A 16,792-nucleotide genomic window follows, 5' to 3' on the forward strand; every position below is an offset into this window, starting at 1 on the left:
TAATAAAGTTTGAGCTGTTCTATAATTCGTAATTCTCCAGTAATCTCATTTGAGAAGCGACAGAAAAGAAATCTGTTGACTCTCTCATTCATGGAGCGTATTCTATCCCAGCCATGCTAGTGTCAAACCGAAATAATTGAATTAGAAAATGTTAATCTACATAGTCGCTTTCAAACTCATTATTTCATTGGTATTGGCCGTATTTAATTTTCGGGTAAACAAAAATACCATTTATTTAACAGGGTTTTTAGTGGCTATCGCCTTGTCAGGCCTTTTGCATTATTTTGCATTTATGGGGGATAATGAGTCCTTGATGGCGGTATTCAATTACCACATTACTCCAACCTATTATTTATTTGGTCCGCTATTGTTTTTCTATGTTCGTGGGACATTAACAGACCGGAATAAATTGTCTCAAAAGGATTACTTTCATTTCATCCCTGCTTTATTTTCTTTTTTATCCATATTCCCCTTTTATTTTAAAAATTGGGATTATAAGTTAGTGGTTGCACGCAAAATTATTGATAATCCAGAGGTGCTAAAAGTATGGAATGAAGGGGTGCTTTATCCGAGTTATTTTAATGTGATTGGTCGGCCTTTGTTTTTTATGATTTATTTGGTGGCGACCATTTCCTTGTTTCTTCGTTATAACCGTAGTTTAGCTAAATATTCCCCTGTTTCTGCTCAGAAAACGTTGATCAAGCGCTGGTTAGTTTGGTTGATTTCCTTGTCCACGCTGGCCTGTGTTAGTTATTTTACGGGAGCTATCTTGTTCATTTTTTCTGACGTAGTGAATAAGGAATTGGTTAATTCTTCACCACTGGGTTATTTGACAGGTGTATTTTTCTTAACTATTCCTTTACTGATTTTAGCTTTTCCTCCGATTTTATATGGTATTCCAATCCACAAAAAGGGAAAGAGAAAGAACTTCGAGCATAAAGTAGATGCGAATGATGTATATTCTTTTGTAGGGAAATCGGATGATCCATTCCAACAGGATGCTAAATACATTTTAGATCATATTCATGAAGGTAAATGGTATTTGGATCCTGATTTTAATGTAGATTTCCTGGCATTAAAACTCGATATTCCGAAACACCATATTTATTATTGTTTCAATTACATCATCAAGTCCAAGTTTACCAAATTAAGGGCACAATTGCGTATTGCACATGCCAAGGCGCTTTTGAAAGATCAAAAATCCCAAAACTTAAGTCAAGAAGACATGGAAGCAATCGCTTTGGCTTCCGGATTTGGTACCCTATACCGTTTCATCAGTGCCTTTCAAGAAGAAGAGGGCACTACTCCGATGGAATACTTGAAGAAAATGTAAATGATGAATTATAAATGATAAATGATAAATGGGGATAGTTCTATTCTACATGTTAATTCCTAAATACTAATAATTATCCATTCTCCATTCTACATTCTCCATTCTACATTGAACGGTTAATCGGGAACATAGCAAAGGGAATTGTATATAATAAACGGGCCAAAGAAATTTGATATTGTTAAAATATATCAGTTGTTTTCAACAAACTGTCTAAGATTTTGAGAAAAATCATTCTAAATTTAGACGAAATAAGGATAGAGATCTCTGATTTTTCTACTAGCTTGATTCATTAATATACCAATCCCTATTTACCATTTATAATCTATAATTTATAATTCATAATTTAATTATGCGCTACCGTCGTCTAGGCAAAACGAATTTAGAAGTATCCATTTTAGGCTTTGGAGCCTCCCCATTAGGCAATGTTTTCGAGGAATGTGATGAAAAAGAGGGTATTGCTGCCGTTCATTATGCGATTGATCACGGAGTGAATTTTGTCGATGTGGCTCCTTTTTACGGTATTACCTTAGCTGAAACACGATTGGGAAAGGCCTTGAAAGGGAAAAGAAATGAGGTTTATTTGGCTACTAAGGCGGGTCGATATGATTTGAGAGAATTTGACTTTTCTTATCAAAAAATTCTAAGTAGTATCGACGATTCCCTAAAGAGACTTCAAACGGACTTTGTGGATTTATATCAATTGCATGATATCGAATTTGGCTCCCAAGAACAGGTGTTAAATGAAGCAATTCCAGCTATTGAAGCCGTAAAAAAATCAGGGAAAGCAAGATTTATAGGGATTACAGGCTTACCTGTTAATTATTTAGCCGCCATAGCCCGTGAAGTAGAAATTGATACCGTCCTTTCTTGGGCTCATTATAATTTATTGCAAGATGAAATTAATGCAGAACTTGTCCCAATGTCTAAAGAAATGGATTTTGGATTAATGAATGCTGCTCCCTTAATGCAACGAATACTTTCTGATGCAACATTGCCCTCTTGGCACAATGCCTCGGAGGAAGTGAAAGCTTTGCAACCTCGCTTATTAGCAGTTTGTCAAGCATACGATGTTCGCCTCAGCGATGTAGCTTTGCGTTATGCGATGGACCATCCAGATATAGCAACAACGATTGTTGGCATGTGCGACATGAAAACCATTCAGGAAAATGTGGCTGCAGTAGATTTTGTAATCCCTGATGGATTATTAGCCGCTTTAGAAGAAATCATAGCTCCCTTCAAAAACCGCATGTGGTATGAAGGAAGACCCGAAAATAACATGTCTAGAAAGCAATAAACCTACACAAAACGATGAAAGCATTATTCTTAACCGAAGTCGGCCAAACCGAAATTAGGGAAATTGACAAGCCCATTCCCCAAGCAGGAGAAATATTACTTCGCATTGGTATGGTGGGTTTTTGTGGAGGTGATTTGAATGGATTTAAAGGCTTATTTGAATTGCAGGAATATCCCAATGTATTAGGTCATGAGGTTGGTGCCACCATTGAAGAAATAGGAGAAGGTGTGCCGGCTGATTGGCAAATTGGTCAGCGTGTCACCATTTATCCTTACTTAAATTGTGGAACCTGTGTTTCTTGTCGGAAAGGTCGTAGAAATGCCTGCCAAGATAATAAAACCATGGGAGTAAGAAGACCTGGTGCCATGACGCGCTACATCACTATACCTTGGCAAGATGTCTATCTTTCACATACTTTATCCTTGAAAGAACTGGCCCTAGTTGAGCCTCTAACCGTGGGTTTTCATGCTGCAGCAAGAGGACGCGTGAATGCTTCTGATATAGTAGCGGTCATTGGATGCGGTATTGTGGGAATGGGAGCTTTGGCATCTGCTGTAAATCGTGGGGCTCAAGTAATAGCTGTCGATATTGATGATGCTAAACTCGCAATTGCTCGGAAAATAGGCGTACAACATACCATTAATACCAGTCTGGAAGATTTTCATGAAGCTTTACAAAAGATTACCAACGGTGACGGGCCAGATGTTATTATCGAAGCCGTAGGTAGTCATATAACTTATCGAGCAGCAGTAGAAGAGGTTGCTTATACCGGTCGAGTAGTTTGTATAGGATATGCCAAAAAGCCGGTGGAATTTAATACCGGTGTATTTGTTAGAAAAGAAATAGAAATTTTAGGTTCCAGAAATTGCACGGATGAGTTTCCAGAGGTAATTGCTTACTTGGAATCGGGTCAATTTCCTGTGGAAGAAGTGATTAGTCGAGTTGTGCCCATTGAAGAGGCTGGACAGGCCTTAGCTGATTGGGCACAAAATGCTCAAGGAATCGTGAAAATTATGGTGAATTTTGGAGAATAAAATGATGCAATCTTGTGTAACTATTGCCCTAGTGCCTCAAATCAAGTCGGGTCCATGGATTTTTTGGGAGGATTTGGAAGCAAGTATGGCTCAAGCATCAGACTTGGGATTTGATGCCATTGAACTTTTTACTGAATCTGCGGATAGTATTGATAAGGGTCATTTAGAAAAGTTATTGTCAAAATATGCGCTAAAATTAGCAGCGGTAGGCAGTGGAGCAGGAAAAGTCATTCATGGTTTGACACTCACGGACCCCAATCCAGAAACCAGAAAGAGGGCCATTCATTTTATCCAATCCATGATGGATTTTGGCGCGCATTTTGGTGCTGTAACCATCATAGGTTCTATGCAAGGAAATGCATTGCCTGATCAAAGAGAGGAATCTATAATGCATTTGAAAGATGCCTTGGAATATTTAGGGACACACGCAGAAAAGCTAGGAGTACCTTTAATCTATGAACCTTTGAATCGATATGAGACCAATCTCTTTAATACCTTGGGGGCTGGTCGAGCATTTTTAGAAGGACTTTCCACCCGCCATATTCGATTGTTGGCTGATTTGTTTCATATGAACATTGAAGAGGTAGATATTGCGCAAAGTATTCTTGAAAATGGACCTTGGATAGGACATGTGCATTTGGCAGATTCGAATCGTAGACCTATGGGCATGGGGCATACTTCCATGAAGGAAATAGCAGCAGCTTTGAAGCAAGTCGAATACCAAGGTGCCATTTCGGCGGAAGCATTTCCTTGGCCTAATCCTCTGAAAGCAGCCGAACAGACCATGTTATCGTATAAACAGTATTTCAAATAATAAAACTCAAACCCATGCAACGATTTTGTTTGGCCTTAGATCTAGTAGATGATCCTGAATTAATCAAGGAATATGAACAATACCATGCGCCAGGAAGTGCTTGGCCGGAAGTAACCCAGCATGACATCGACGCAGGTGTTACAAATATTGAAATTTTCCGTACGGGAAATCGTATGTTCATGATATTAGAGACCGATGATGCTTTTACTTTTGAGAAAAAAGCGGCCTTTGATACTACTAATCCTAAAATAGCTGCATGGGAGGAGCTCATGTGGAAATTCCAGAAGCCTTTACCTTGGGCTAAGCCAGGTCAAAAATGGATCTTGATGGATCGTATTTTTAAGTCATAAAAAAAGGCCAGAATTAAATCTGGCCTTTTATTTATTTATTTATTTATTTATTTATGCTGGTGGTGCTCTGCCGTCATATAATGCTCTTTCAATAAATCCGTGCCAAAATCACCTCGGAAATCTCTCCAAACAGTATGGATGTGGTTGGCATTATCTTGGGTATTATCAAATTCGACTAAGAATGATTTTCCTTGAATTCGGTAATAATGAGCCTTCTTACGTTCGGTAGTGCCAGCCCAAGCAAATTTGACCGAATTGAAATCTTCATTGGCAATATGTTTAAGGCGCATTTCTGCAATTTTAGGAGGCATGGCTGATAAATAGTGTATGATCAATTGATTTAAACTAGACTTTTGCTGGTTATTCAGGTCCTTTACCGAAATCCCTTCATCAGGCAATGGACCTACATGAACGGAATTGGTAGTAACTACCTCATTGAAGGTAGTCATGCTAAAAATCGCTTTTGCTTTTTGTTTGTCAGATAAGGAATTGATTAAATCCAAGGCCATATCTTCTTCTTCCTTCATGAGGCGAGTTCCTTTTCTTTCTCCACTTTCTGCTTCTGCAGGATATACACCAAAGAAAAAGGGAGCATAAGAAAGCTTATCATCCACCACTGTGAAATTTAGTGCAATGTGATGCCCACCAAATTTCCATCCCCAAACTTTATCTTTACTCGGGTCGCCATAAAATGCTACGAATTGATTCTCTGGAATTCGACTCGGATTTTTCGGTTGAATTTCTTTCAAATAATATTCAAAATCCATGATGTCGCGCGTTTTCTTGAAGCCTTTCTCGCTCAAATACACTTGCATGAAATCATAGAGTAATTGCTTTTGATTCGCATCCATATCTTTGACAACAGTGCCATGACGAGCGACCATCGTTGGAGGCAAGAAGTGCCAGTTGAATCGTGTAACTGCATCAAAGGAATACAATGCCCTACTTTTTTGAGCATCGCTCAGTGATTGAATGAAGGCCTTGGCTTTTTGCACCCCAAGACTTTCTGCTTGTGCATTAACTACCAAGGGCAAGGCACCAAGTAGAAGACAAGTGATAAATAATGATACTTTTCTTTTCATGTTAATGGTTGAAATAGGTTGTTTCGTATTTATTTTAAACTTACTCTTTTGCCCGTTTTGACCGCTTCAAAAATGGCTTCGATGATTTTCATGTCCTTTAAGCCTTCTTCACCATCTACAGGTATTTTGGGAACTTTGCCATCATGTAAAATAGCGGCAAATTCATCCATTTGAGTTGTTTGATGGGTAATGTGTGGATAGCTCAATTCCCCTTTATTGGTTTTGGCTTTGATGGGTCCATAACCCGTGGAAGGCATCATTTCGGCAAAACCTTTGGTGCCATTCAAGTAAAATTTATCTAGATTATTGAGTGCATAGGTAGAAAGGCAGGAAGCAACGGCACCACTGGGGAATCCCATTTGGAATTGTATGGTTTCATCAACCCCATCTTTGAATTTCTCAGGATCAGTTTTGGTTTCTTGGGCAGTCACCCAAATTGGTTCTTCACCAGTCATGTAGCGTGCACCGTTGATGGAATAGATACCAATATCCATCATCGAGCCTCCTCCCGCTAATTGTTTATTCAAACGCCATTGCTTGGGATCTCCAATAATAAAACCTGATAAACCTTGAAAGAATAAGATTTTGCCAAATTCACCGGCTTCTCTTCTTTTGATTATTTCCAGGGTATTGGGTTCAAAGTGCATACGGTAACCCACCAATAATTTCACTCCTGCTTTTTTGCAAGCGTCAATCATACGCTGAGCATCTTTTACATTGGTGGCCATGGGTTTCTCACTAATCACATGCTTACCTAAATTGGCAACTTTGATGGCAAACTCAGGGTGACGTAGGTTGGGAGTCATGATGTACACGGCATCGATGTCAGGATTATTTTTGATTTTATCCAATTCTTCATACGAAAAGCGATGGCTTTGGGGAACATTGTATTTATCTCCCCATTGATCTAATTTGCTAGGAGTGCCACTAATCAATGCAGTGATTTTGGCTCTTTTGCAGTTGACCATGGCCTTAGCCACAATATTGGCATATCCACCTAATCCCAATAAGGCTACTTTTAAGATTGGGCCATCTTCCAAGGCAATGCTATGTTCATGGATTGATTCTGCTGGAGAAAAAAATGGCATAGCGATTAAGGGCGCTGAAACCATTTGAATGAAATTACGACGAGAACTCATGGTCTGTTCAAAATTTAAATAGGTGATTTTTAATGCCTTAAATCTAAAGAAATAAAAGATAAAATGAATGCAATTTTAATTTATCCTGAATAATGCGCTTTCTAGGCAATATGAGCTATTTTTGTTTTATTAATTATCTAAACCTTGCTTCATATTATGAAAACCTCCTATTTCTTAGGCTTCTTCTTATGCCTAATTGTGACATCGCTAAACGCTCAAAAAAGCAGCGATTATTTTAAGAAAATTCAAAAATCATACCTTTCTACTCAAGATCCTTTAGTGATGATTGCAGCCCACCGGGGAGCTCATTTGGAAGAACCGGAAAATTCATTGGCAGCCTTGAAAAAAACCATAGAGCTGGGTGTCGACATCATGGAGTTGGATGTACGATTTACCAAAGATAGATATATGGTATTGATGCATGATAAGAAAGTGGATAGAACGACAAACGCCAAAGGCTTGGTGTCAGACTTTACTTTTGAGGAAATTAGAAAATTGCGTTTGAAGCATCATGAGCAAATAACAAATGAACAAATTCCAACTTTGGAAGAAGCATTTAAATTAGCCAAAGGAAAAGTTTTGATTGACCTTGATATTAAAGATGATGCTACATTGGACTCCATCATTGTTTTGGTGAATCGAATGAAAATGGAGAAAAATTGTTTCTTTTTTGTGTACGAACCTGAAGAGGTTGTGATGTTACAAAAGAAGAATAAAAACTTCCAAATCATGATTCGTACAGAAAACGAGGAGGCAGTTAAGAAATTAGTAGCCTCAGGTGCTAAACCTCAAGCTGTTCATATTGATCCAAGTCATTATACTCCAGAAGTGGTAAAAGCCATTCAGCAAATTCCGGCTCGCGTATGGATAAATGCTTTAGGAGCGGTGGATTTTAAGGGAAGCCAGCAAGCTGCAGCCTTTGAGGAAGTATTGAAATTTGGTGCCAATATGATTCAAACAGATCAACCTGCCAAATTGAAGGAATATTTGAAAAGTCAAGGAAAATATAGGTAATAATAAGTTATTAGTTTTAAGGTTGAGGTATAGAGAAAAGAAATGAGAATTTGGGTTTTATATTCAAGTACAAAAGGATACTTGGCTTAATTATAGGTCCAATACCAAATTCTGTCATTATAATTTCCTACATTACTTATATCCTTATCATTGTTCATAGGATCTAATACCAGTCCCTGAATATTAAACACGAATAATTTTCATTCCATGGAAATGCGTCCAGGCTTATCTGATTCAGAAGTAGCACAGCGATTATCGCAATATGGATTTAATGAGCTTCAAGGGGCAGATAAAAAAAACATTTGGGTCATTGTGCTGGAGGTAATCCGAGAGCCAATGTTTATCTTGTTGATTTTCAGTAGTTTGCTGTATATGCTTTTAGGGGATTATCGAGAAGGCTTAATGTTGTTGAGCTTTATCTTGGTCATCATTTTCATTACTTTCTACCAATATCAAAAGACAGAAAGGGCTTTGGAAAAACTGAAGAACCTTTCCTCGCCTAGGGCCAAGGTCATAAGGAACCAACAGCTTATTCGAATTCCCGGAAGGGAAGTCGTGCCTGGTGATATTTTATCCTTATCTGAAGGAGACCGCGTTCCTGCAGATGCTCGTTTGTTGGAAATCAACAATTTGATGGTTGATGAATCCATGCTCACGGGTGAATCCATCGCTGTGCAGAAAATGCTGAATACTACTGGAGATATTGGGAATATATTTAGTGGAACGATGGTTGTCCAGGGACGAGCTTTGGCTGAAGTTACTGAAACGGGTCAATACACTCAATTGGGGAAAATTGGAGCTAGTTTAAGTAGTCTAAATTCTAGTGAAACGCGGCTTCAAGTTGAAATGAAGAAATTGATTCGTTCCTTATTATGGATAGGAGTAAGTATCAGCTTAGCCGTTTTTTTAGCATTTTATCTTACCCGAGGAGGCTTAGTCAAGTCGATTCTCAATGCATTATCAACTTCCATTGCTATTTTACCCGAAGAGTTTCCCGTGGTTTTTACGGTATTTTTAGCCATTGGTGCTTGGCGATTATCCAAAATACAGGTATTAACACGAAATCCTTCTGCCATTGAAACCTTGGGTTCTACCACGGTTTTATGTAGTGATAAAACTGGGACTATTACTCAGAATAGGATGCAAATAATGCAACTTTTTGTTCAGGGGGATTTGGTGGATGAATCGGATTTTGAACAAGAAAAAATTAGGCTCTTGCCATTAATCCAAGCGGCAGAATTAGCTTCACATGCCTCTTCTCTGGATCCCATGGAAATGGCGATTTTCCAAACCAGACAGAAATTGGAAGGAGAGGCCTCACAGATTTTTCCTTTGTTAAAAGAATATCCACTGAGTACCGATTTATTAGCGATGACGCAAGTGTATCATCTAGCAAATGGAAATCAGCAGTGCTTTTCAAAAGGGGCACCTGAGGCAATTTTTGGACTATGTCAATTGAATTCCAATGAACGGGCTAAACTGGATGAAGTATTAGAAAATATGGCTTCCAAAGCACTTCGAGTAATAGCCGTTGCTAAAACAGATGAATGGAAGGGAGAATTGCCAGAGGAACAAAAAAATTTAACTTGTCATTTTTGGGGACTCATTGGTTTGCAAGATCCAATTCGTCCGGAGGTTCCATCAGCGATTCAAGAATGTTTTGATGCAGGGATTCAAGTAAAAATGATTACCGGAGATTACCCCAAAACAGCCAGTGCGATTGCCCAGCAGATAGGACTTAGTCATGCTAAGGAAGTGCTTTCCGGGGAAGAATTGCTTCAAATGAGTGATGAGGAGCTGAAACGTTGTATCGGGGATTATACGGTATTTGCTCGGATTAAGCCAGAGCAGAAATTACGTATCGTCAATGCATTGAAGCAAAACCATGAAGTAGTTGCCATGACTGGCGATGGTGTCAACGATGCCCCAGCCTTAAAAGCAGCTCATATAGGGATAGCCATGGGAAATAAAGGGACAGATGTTGCGAGAGAAGCTTCCTCGCTTGTATTATTGGATGACAATTTTGCCTCCATTGTAGCGGCCATACGTTCGGGCAGAAGGATTTTTGATAACCTTCAAAAGGCCATGTCTTACATCATTTCCATCCATATTCCCATTATTGGATTAACCTTGCTACCGGCAATGTTTGAATTCATGCCCTTACTTTTGTTACCCTTACACATTGTGTTTTTGGAAATGATAATTGATCCTATCTGTTCCGTGGCATTTGAATCAGAAGTGGAAGAAAGAGCCATAATGTCTCGTCCACCCCGTGATGCACAAGCTACTTTTTTTGGCATAAATTTATTGTTTAGGTCCATTGCAAGAGGATTATTGTTGTTGATTATGGTCTTGCTTGTTTTCTGGTTTTCTTGGAAGGAGGGGCATAGCGATAATGAAATTAGAGCCATAAGTTTTTCAGCTCTGATTATAGGAAATATCTTTTTTATCTATTCTAGTTTATCTAATACTCGCAGTTTTCTCCATGTCTTTGTGGAACGAAACATCATGGCTCTTTTTGTGTCCATAACAGCTATTGTTGTCTTATTGCTGATTGTTTACGTTCCATATCTCCAAGTTTTATTCAGCTTTGAGTTTCCAGGTTTTGCCCATTTTAAATTAGTACTCTTAGCTTCTTGCAGCCTTTTGGCCATTTTAGAGGTGGTGAAATGGGGGAAGGGTAAATTGTGAATTATAAATTGTAAATTATGGATGTCAGGTTTTGAATTTCAGTTGATACATGAATTGCTTGTTGGTTGAGTGTTACATGTTTAGAGCTTACTAAATGTTTGGTAGAGCAAATGGATTCCTCGTTTGATATTATGTTGCCAAACCGAATTCTTTAGTTTTATTTACTTAACTTAAATTAAATTAAATTAAATTCTCAGTAACTTATACCTAAAAACTAACATTAACTGCTAATAACTGAATATGAAACATTCATTCTCTTTGCTGGGTCTTGCGCTATTATTGGGTGCTTGTACCAAAGAAATCGCAACTACTCCGAGCACAAGTACCACAACAAGCCCTAATACCACCAGTACTAGCTACAATGATCTTTGGATTCCACCTACTTTAACAGGAACGACCTTTAATTTAAGTTTGGATAAATCAACTAAGCAGTTTTTTTCGGGAAGTGTGACAAATACCTATGGGTATAATGGGGCTAATTTTTGGGGTCCAACCTTGATCATGAACAAAGGAGATCAAGTTCAAATTAATGTGAAAAATAATTTAAGTGAAACCACCACCAGTCATTGGCATGGATTTCATATTCCAGCTGAAATGGATGGAGGCCCTCACCAAGAGGTATTAGCAGGTACCACATGGAGTCCCAATTTTAAGGTCATGAATAATGCGGCTACTTATTGGTATCATCCTCATTTACATGAATTGACAGCAAAACAACTTTCCTTGGGCGCAGGAGGATTAATTATTATCAAAGATCCAGAGGAAGCAGCCTTGGCGCTTCCAAGAACTTATGGGGTAGATGATATTCCCCTTGTTTTGACGAGTAGGAAATTTACCAGTACCAATGTCATTGATTATTCTACAGCCTATGGAGATTATTTATTGACCAATGGGACACTCAATGCCCAAATGAATCTTCCTAAACAAATGGTTCGTTTACGTATTTTAAATGCCGAAATAGAAAGAGGCTATAACTTAGGTTTTTCTGATAATAGAACTTTTTACATCATTGCCAATGATGGGGGCCTATTGGAAACCCCTGTCCCAGTAACAAGAGTGAAATTGGTAGTGGGAGAACGCATCGAAATTTTATTGGATTTGAGTAAAGATGCAGCGGGTAGTTCACTGGATTTTAAAGCGTATAATTCCAATTTGCCAGCAGGTTTTGGAGGAAGTGAGCCCGCTCAAAGTGGACAATTTGGTAGTCTGCTCAACAATAAAGATTTTAACCTCTTGCGTATCAATGTAGCGGCTGCAAGCAGTAATCCAATAACAGCGGTCCCAAGCAGTTTGGTGAAACAAACTACATTGTCAGCTTCTGAAGTTACGAATAGTCGGATATTGATGGTGACAGGTGGTCAACCGAATGGACCCGCCTTTTCATTCAATAATGTAACATATGATCATCAAACCATTAACCAGACCATTAAGCTTAATGCGGTAGAGAAATGGACTATCATGAACAACAATATTTTTGGTCATTCATTTCATATCCATGATGTGCAATTTAAAATTATCTCTAGAAGTTCGGGAACCGTAGGGATTCATGAGAGTGGATGGAAAGATACCGTCTATTTACCCGTGGGAGAATCTGTAACTTTCCTGGCTAAATTTGACGATTTCACCTCGACTAAACATCCATTCATGTACCATTGTCATTTTGCAAACCATGAAGATGCAGGCATGATGGGGCAGTTTTTGGTTATACCTTAATTGAATTCTACATGATAGATTATAAATTATAAATGGTGAATTGTGAATGGTAAATAGATAGAGAAGTTTTGGTATTTTCAATCAGAAAATCTCATCTCATTCACAATCCACCATTTACAATTCATCATTCATAAATTGTAATTTTAAATTACTTTCAGCTCTTTCCCCACCTTGGTAAATGCGGCAATTGCTTTGTCTAGGTGAGATTTATCATGGGCCGCGGATAGCTGAACACGAATTCTAGCTTTTCCTTGGGCTACTACAGGATAGAAGAAACCAACGACATAAATACCTTCTTCCAACATGCGCGCGGCAAAGGTCTGAGCGACTTTGGCATCGTATAACATCACCGGAACGATGGGGTGGAAGCCGGGTTTGATATCAAATCCGGCAGCCGTCATTTTTTCGCGGAAGTAAGCCGTGTTTTCTGCTAATTTGTCGCGCAGTGCTGTTGATTCAGTCAATAATTCTAAGACCTCAATAGAAGCTGCCGTAATAGCTGGGGCCAAGGTATTGGAAAATAAATAGGGTCTTGAACGCTGACGCAATAATTCAATAATCTCTTTTCTACCAGAAGTAAATCCTCCAGAAGCACCACCCAAAGCCTTTCCTAAGGTACCTGTAATGATATCAATGCGGCCCATTACATTAAAATGTTCATGCGTTCCTCTGCCTGTTTTACCAATAAATCCGCTGGCATGGCACTCGTCTATCATAACTAAAGCATGGTACTTATCAGCTAAATCACAAATTTTATCCAAGGGTGCCACAGATCCATCCATGGAAAAAGCGCCATCACTCACAATGATACGATGACGACATCCTTGTGTTGCGATCAATTGTTTTTCCAAATCTTCCATGTCAATATTCTTATAGCGAAAGCGCTGAGCTTTGCACAAACGTACCCCATCAATGATGGATGCATGGTTCAGTTCATCCGAAATAATAGCGTCTTCCGCAGAAAATAAAGGTTCGAAAACCCCACCGTTGGCATCAAAAGCTGCCGCATATAAAATGGTATCTTCCGTTCCTAAAAATTCAGAAATTTTCTGTTCCAATGTTTTGTGAATATCCTGAGTTCCGCAGATAAAACGGACTGATGATAAGCCAAATCCATGAGAATCAATACCTTTTTTAGCGGCTTCAATGACCCGAGGATGGGAGGATAAACCCAAATAATTATTAGCGCAAAAATTGATTACTTCTTGTCCTGTATTTAATTGTATATCAGCTCCTTGTGGGCTAGTAATGATGCGTTCTTGTTTGAATAATCCAGCGTCCTTGATGGATTGTATTTCTTCTTGTAGAGGTTTTTGTAAGGTTTGATACATAATCGTTGATGAATTATTTTCTGAGGTTACTAATCATGTCTTGAGTCAATTTACTTAAATCAAATTCAGGTTTCCAACCCCAATCTTGGTGCGCACATTGATCATCTATGGAGGCTGGCCAAGAATCAGCTATGGCTTGTCTTGGGTCATGAGATGCGTATTTTAAGTGGAAATGAGGAATGTGCTTTTTGATTTCATCAGCCAACATTTCAGGTGTAAAACTTAAACCAGCAAAATTATAACTGGATCGTATATGAATCTTATCAGCTGAGGCATCCATCAGTTCTATTGTTCCTCGAATGGCATCTTCCATATACATCATAGGCAACTCAGTTCCTTCAGACAAAAACGAGGAATATGAACCTTTTTTTAGCGCTTCGTGAAAGATATGAATGGCATAATCTGTTGTACCTCCACCAGGAGCTGCTTTCCATGAAATCAATCCTGGATAGCGGATACTGCGAACATCCAATTGGTACTTTTGATGGTAGTATTCACACCAGCGTTCTCCAGCTAATTTACTGATTCCATACACCGTGTTAGGGTCCATGGTGCAGAATTGAGGGGTTTGTTGCTTAGGAGAGTTTGGGCCAAAAACGGCAATGGAACTTGGCCAATATACTTTTGCTGTTTTATAAGCCAAAGAAAAGTCTAGGACATTCAATAAGCCGTTCATATTTAGATCCCAGGCCAATTTCGGGTTTTGTTCTCCCGTGGCGGAAAGTAAAGCGGCTAATAAATAGACTTGTGTTGGCTGGTATTTTTGATAAATATCCTTAAGCATGTCTTTGTCTAGGACATTGACAAATTCAAATGGGCCGGCATGTAAAGTTTCGTAATCAGGCCGACGGATATCGCAGGCCACGACATTGTCGTTATGGTAGGCTTTTCGTAAGGAATTGACAAGTTCAGTACCAATTTGACCATTGGAACCCAGAACCAAAATTTTTTCTGGCATAAGCTTATTGATGAGTAGATAGGCAAAGGTAAAAAAAATGTAAGTCCAATGTCTGTTTCTTAGTGGAAATACCTGAAGTGCTGTATTCTTATTTTTGAATTTTCTGATTAATGCACAAAAAAACCTCCCATTGTGGATGAAAGGTGTTTTTGTTTTTCAAAAGCAAGCAAGTGTAAATGAATTCTTGTTGCCTCAGCATTAGTAATTTGACTTGTTTTTTTTCTCTTTTTTAGCTTCCTTTTTTTCCTTAGGAGTCTTGGTAGCTTCTTTTTTCTCAGTTTTTTTGGAATTCATTCCCTTAGCCATGTTGTAAAAGGTTAGATGGGTTCATATTTCCTGCAAGGACGTAAAAATATGATGGAATGCCAAGGTTAAGGGGATTTGTTCCTATGTACTGTTCAGATTATTAGCTATTTTTAAGGAATTTCTAAACCTTAATCAAACTTCATGTTACATGTCATTATTCTGTTCACCTGGTTCTTTGGTGGACTTCATTCACCCTTTTTTGAGTATTCCCTTCACTCTGGCAAACCAAAAAAAGATTTTCAAGCAAATCTGCCAGCCCGTATAGTAAAGGGCGCTCAAGGACAATACCATCTTACTGCCGCGAAAGGTAAAGCGATAGGTCCTGATATTAAATTCATGCCTGAATTTCAGGCTTTTGGTTGGTTTACTTCCAAAGACCGTGTAGAATGGGAAGTAGATATACAGAAGGCAGGAGATTATCAGGTAGATATTATTTATTCAGTGGATAATGCCGAAGCCGGCAAAGAATTTATTTTGTCGAGCCCAACCTCTCAATTGATAGGAAAGGTGCTTCCAAGTGGTAGTTGGGAAACTTATCGAACTTTAAAAGGAGGGAAGATACATCTAGCGGCCGGACTTCAAAAAATCGAATTTAAATCAAAGACTCAATTTAAAGCAGGCGGGGCTATTTTGGATTTGCGCGAAATTGTATTGAGATAATTTGAAGGGGTAAAAAAAACAGGTAAGGGAATCTATGCCTGTTTTTGATACCTTAAGCTACCTTGGAATTAATTTACCTTTATTTGCCAACCATTTTCATGGCTGCTTCCGAGTATCTTGCACCTTGGATTTGAATTTTAGTGGAGGCATTTTCAATTTCTTCGATTTCTTTTGGATTGAGTTGAAAATTGACCGATTGCGCATTTTCATGCAGACGGTGGAGTTTCGTAGTTCCCGGAATAGGTACAATCCATGGTTTTTTAGCTAAAAGCCAGGCCAAGCAAATTTGGGCAGAACTGGCATTTTTTTCTTGACCAATTAGACTTATCAAATCGACAAGCGCTTGGTTGTTATTTCTGGCCTCTACGGTAAACCTAGGAAGTGTTTTACGGAAATCGTTTTCTTTTAGTTCCGTATTTACATCGATTTTACCCGTCAAGAAACCTTTACCTAATGGGCTAAAGGGTACAAAACCAATTCCTAATTCTTCCAACAAAGGAATGATTTCTTTTTCAGGCTCTCTAGTCCACAAAGAATATTCACTTTGAAGGGCCGTCACACGCTGTTCCTGATGCGCTTTTCGGATGGTTGCTGCACCTGCTTCGGACAAGCCAAAATGTTTCACTTTTCCCTCTTGGATCAAGTCTTTCACCGTTCCAGCTACTTCATCTATAGGAATTTCTGGATCTACGCGGTGTTGGTAAAAAAGGTCAATGGCATCAACCTTCAATCGTTTTAGAGATGCTTCAGCCACTCGACGAATATTGGCTGGGCTGCTGTCTAGACCAATCATTTTGCCATCTTTGGGATCCATTTTAAAGCCAAATTTAGTGGCTATCACCACTTGGTTTTTGAATGGTGCCAAGGCTTTACCTACCAATTCTTCATTGATATAGGGACCATAAACTTCTGCTGTATCAAAAAAGGTAATACCTTGGTCAAATGCTTCATGCATGAGTTGAATCATTTCTTGATCATCGGCTTTGTCGCCATAGCCGAAACTCATTCCCATACAGCCTAACCCTAGTTCAGAGACTTCCAGATTGTTACCTAAGATTCTTTTTTTCATGATA

Annotated in this window: 14 protein-coding genes; 9 read left to right on the plus strand and 5 right to left on the minus strand. The window is 38.8% G+C overall.

Features of this window, described 5'->3' with window-relative positions:
- The first annotated feature begins 148 nt into the window (after positions 1-148).
- The 5 genes from G9H60_RS02770 to G9H60_RS02790 all read left to right on the plus strand — a co-directional run bounded on the left by G9H60_RS02770 (position 149) and on the right by G9H60_RS02790 (position 4,825).
- Complete coding sequence (locus tag G9H60_RS02770; protein ID WP_223142584.1) at positions 149-1,333, plus strand: helix-turn-helix domain-containing protein; 1,185 nt, start codon at positions 149-151, stop codon at positions 1,331-1,333.
- Positions 1,334-1,682: 349 nt separating this feature from the next.
- A complete protein-coding gene (locus tag G9H60_RS02775; RefSeq protein WP_223142585.1) occupies positions 1,683-2,627 on the plus strand; it encodes an aldo/keto reductase in 945 nt (314 codons plus the stop codon).
- A 14-nt stretch (positions 2,628-2,641) separates the two neighbouring features.
- Positions 2,642-3,661: a zinc-binding alcohol dehydrogenase family protein gene (locus G9H60_RS02780; RefSeq protein ID WP_223142586.1), complete on the plus strand. Its 1,020-nt coding sequence runs from the start codon at positions 2,642-2,644 to the stop codon at positions 3,659-3,661.
- A gap of 1 nt (position 3,662) precedes the next feature.
- The gene (locus G9H60_RS02785) at positions 3,663-4,475 is read left to right on the plus strand and encodes a sugar phosphate isomerase/epimerase family protein (protein WP_317197214.1); all 813 of its coding nucleotides are present in this window, start codon (positions 3,663-3,665) and stop codon (positions 4,473-4,475) included.
- Between the two features lie 14 nt (positions 4,476-4,489).
- Complete coding sequence (locus G9H60_RS02790; protein WP_223142587.1) at positions 4,490-4,825, plus strand: L-rhamnose mutarotase; 336 nt, start codon at positions 4,490-4,492, stop codon at positions 4,823-4,825.
- Positions 4,826-4,872: 47 nt separating this feature from the next.
- On the opposite strand, the gene G9H60_RS02795 is transcribed toward G9H60_RS02790, so the two are convergent.
- Positions 4,873-5,907: a DUF3500 domain-containing protein gene (locus tag G9H60_RS02795; protein ID WP_223142588.1), complete on the minus strand. Its 1,035-nt coding sequence runs from the start codon at positions 5,905-5,907 to the stop codon at positions 4,873-4,875.
- Between the two features lie 29 nt (positions 5,908-5,936).
- The gene (locus tag G9H60_RS02800; RefSeq protein WP_223142589.1) at positions 5,937-7,046 is read right to left on the minus strand and encodes a Gfo/Idh/MocA family protein; all 1,110 of its coding nucleotides are present in this window, start codon (positions 7,044-7,046) and stop codon (positions 5,937-5,939) included.
- 156 nt (positions 7,047-7,202) lie between these two features.
- On the opposite strand from G9H60_RS02800, the gene G9H60_RS02805 reads away from it, so the two are divergent.
- The 3 genes from G9H60_RS02805 to G9H60_RS02815 all read left to right on the plus strand — a co-directional run bounded on the left by G9H60_RS02805 (position 7,203) and on the right by G9H60_RS02815 (position 12,464).
- Positions 7,203-8,060, plus strand: a complete 858-nt coding sequence (locus G9H60_RS02805; RefSeq protein WP_223142590.1) for a glycerophosphodiester phosphodiesterase family protein — start codon at positions 7,203-7,205, stop codon at positions 8,058-8,060.
- Between the two features lie 207 nt (positions 8,061-8,267).
- Positions 8,268-10,751 carry a cation-translocating P-type ATPase gene (locus G9H60_RS02810; RefSeq protein ID WP_223142591.1) on the plus strand — a complete coding sequence of 828 codons (2,484 nt, stop codon included), beginning with the start codon at positions 8,268-8,270 and terminating at the stop codon, positions 10,749-10,751.
- A gap of 240 nt (positions 10,752-10,991) precedes the next feature.
- Entirely contained in the window at positions 10,992-12,464 is a 1,473-nt protein-coding gene (locus G9H60_RS02815; RefSeq protein WP_223142592.1) for a multicopper oxidase family protein, read from the plus strand.
- Positions 12,465-12,607: 143 nt separating this feature from the next.
- Here G9H60_RS02815 and kbl read toward each other — a convergent pair whose 3' ends face one another.
- Together kbl and G9H60_RS02825 are read right to left on the minus strand one after the other, a co-directional pair.
- A complete protein-coding gene (gene kbl, locus G9H60_RS02820) occupies positions 12,608-13,795 on the minus strand; it encodes a glycine C-acetyltransferase (RefSeq protein ID WP_223142593.1) in 1,188 nt (395 codons plus the stop codon).
- A gap of 13 nt (positions 13,796-13,808) precedes the next feature.
- Positions 13,809-14,753: an NAD-dependent epimerase/dehydratase family protein gene (locus tag G9H60_RS02825; protein ID WP_223142594.1), complete on the minus strand. Its 945-nt coding sequence runs from the start codon at positions 14,751-14,753 to the stop codon at positions 13,809-13,811.
- 447 nt (positions 14,754-15,200) lie between these two features.
- Between G9H60_RS02825 and G9H60_RS02830 the strand changes: the two genes are divergently transcribed.
- Complete coding sequence (locus G9H60_RS02830; RefSeq protein WP_223142595.1) at positions 15,201-15,719, plus strand: carbohydrate-binding protein; 519 nt, start codon at positions 15,201-15,203, stop codon at positions 15,717-15,719.
- A 79-nt stretch (positions 15,720-15,798) separates the two neighbouring features.
- On the opposite strand, the gene G9H60_RS02835 is transcribed toward G9H60_RS02830, so the two are convergent.
- Positions 15,799-16,788, minus strand: coding sequence for an aldo/keto reductase (locus tag G9H60_RS02835; RefSeq protein ID WP_223142596.1), 990 nt, complete (start codon positions 16,786-16,788; stop codon positions 15,799-15,801).
- Positions 16,789-16,792 lie beyond the last annotated feature (4 nt).

This window comes from Aquirufa aurantiipilula (genome assembly GCF_019923745.1).
Classification (GTDB): Bacteria; Bacteroidota; Bacteroidia; order Cytophagales; family Spirosomataceae; genus Aquirufa; species Aquirufa aurantiipilula.

Bases quoted from the DNA above. Each gene is read 5' to 3' on its own strand.
- G9H60_RS02800 (WP_223142589.1), bottom strand. From the start codon at position 7,046: ATGAGTTCTCGTCGTAATTTCATTCAAATGGTTTCAGCGCCCTTAATC.
- G9H60_RS02795 (WP_223142588.1), bottom strand. From the start codon at position 5,907: ATGAAAAGAAAAGTATCATTATTTATCACTTGTCTTCTACTTGGTGCC.
- G9H60_RS02775 (WP_223142585.1), top strand. From the start codon at position 1,683: ATGCGCTACCGTCGTCTAGGCAAAACGAATTTAGAAGTATCCATTTTA.
- G9H60_RS02825 (WP_223142594.1), bottom strand. From the start codon at position 14,753: ATGCCAGAAAAAATTTTGGTTCTGGGTTCCAATGGTCAAATTGGTACT.
- G9H60_RS02835 (WP_223142596.1), bottom strand. From the start codon at position 16,788: ATGAAAAAAAGAATCTTAGGTAACAATCTGGAAGTCTCTGAACTAGGG.
- G9H60_RS02805 (WP_223142590.1), top strand. From the start codon at position 7,203: ATGAAAACCTCCTATTTCTTAGGCTTCTTCTTATGCCTAATTGTGACA.
- G9H60_RS02780 (WP_223142586.1), top strand. From the start codon at position 2,642: ATGAAAGCATTATTCTTAACCGAAGTCGGCCAAACCGAAATTAGGGAA.
- kbl (WP_223142593.1), bottom strand. From the start codon at position 13,795: ATGTATCAAACCTTACAAAAACCTCTACAAGAAGAAATACAATCCATC.
- G9H60_RS02785 (WP_317197214.1), top strand. From the start codon at position 3,663: ATGATGCAATCTTGTGTAACTATTGCCCTAGTGCCTCAAATCAAGTCG.
- G9H60_RS02810 (WP_223142591.1), top strand. From the start codon at position 8,268: ATGGAAATGCGTCCAGGCTTATCTGATTCAGAAGTAGCACAGCGATTA.
- G9H60_RS02790 (WP_223142587.1), top strand. From the start codon at position 4,490: ATGCAACGATTTTGTTTGGCCTTAGATCTAGTAGATGATCCTGAATTA.
- G9H60_RS02830 (WP_223142595.1), top strand. From the start codon at position 15,201: ATGTTACATGTCATTATTCTGTTCACCTGGTTCTTTGGTGGACTTCAT.
- G9H60_RS02815 (WP_223142592.1), top strand. From the start codon at position 10,992: ATGAAACATTCATTCTCTTTGCTGGGTCTTGCGCTATTATTGGGTGCT.
- G9H60_RS02770 (WP_223142584.1), top strand. From the start codon at position 149: ATGTTAATCTACATAGTCGCTTTCAAACTCATTATTTCATTGGTATTG.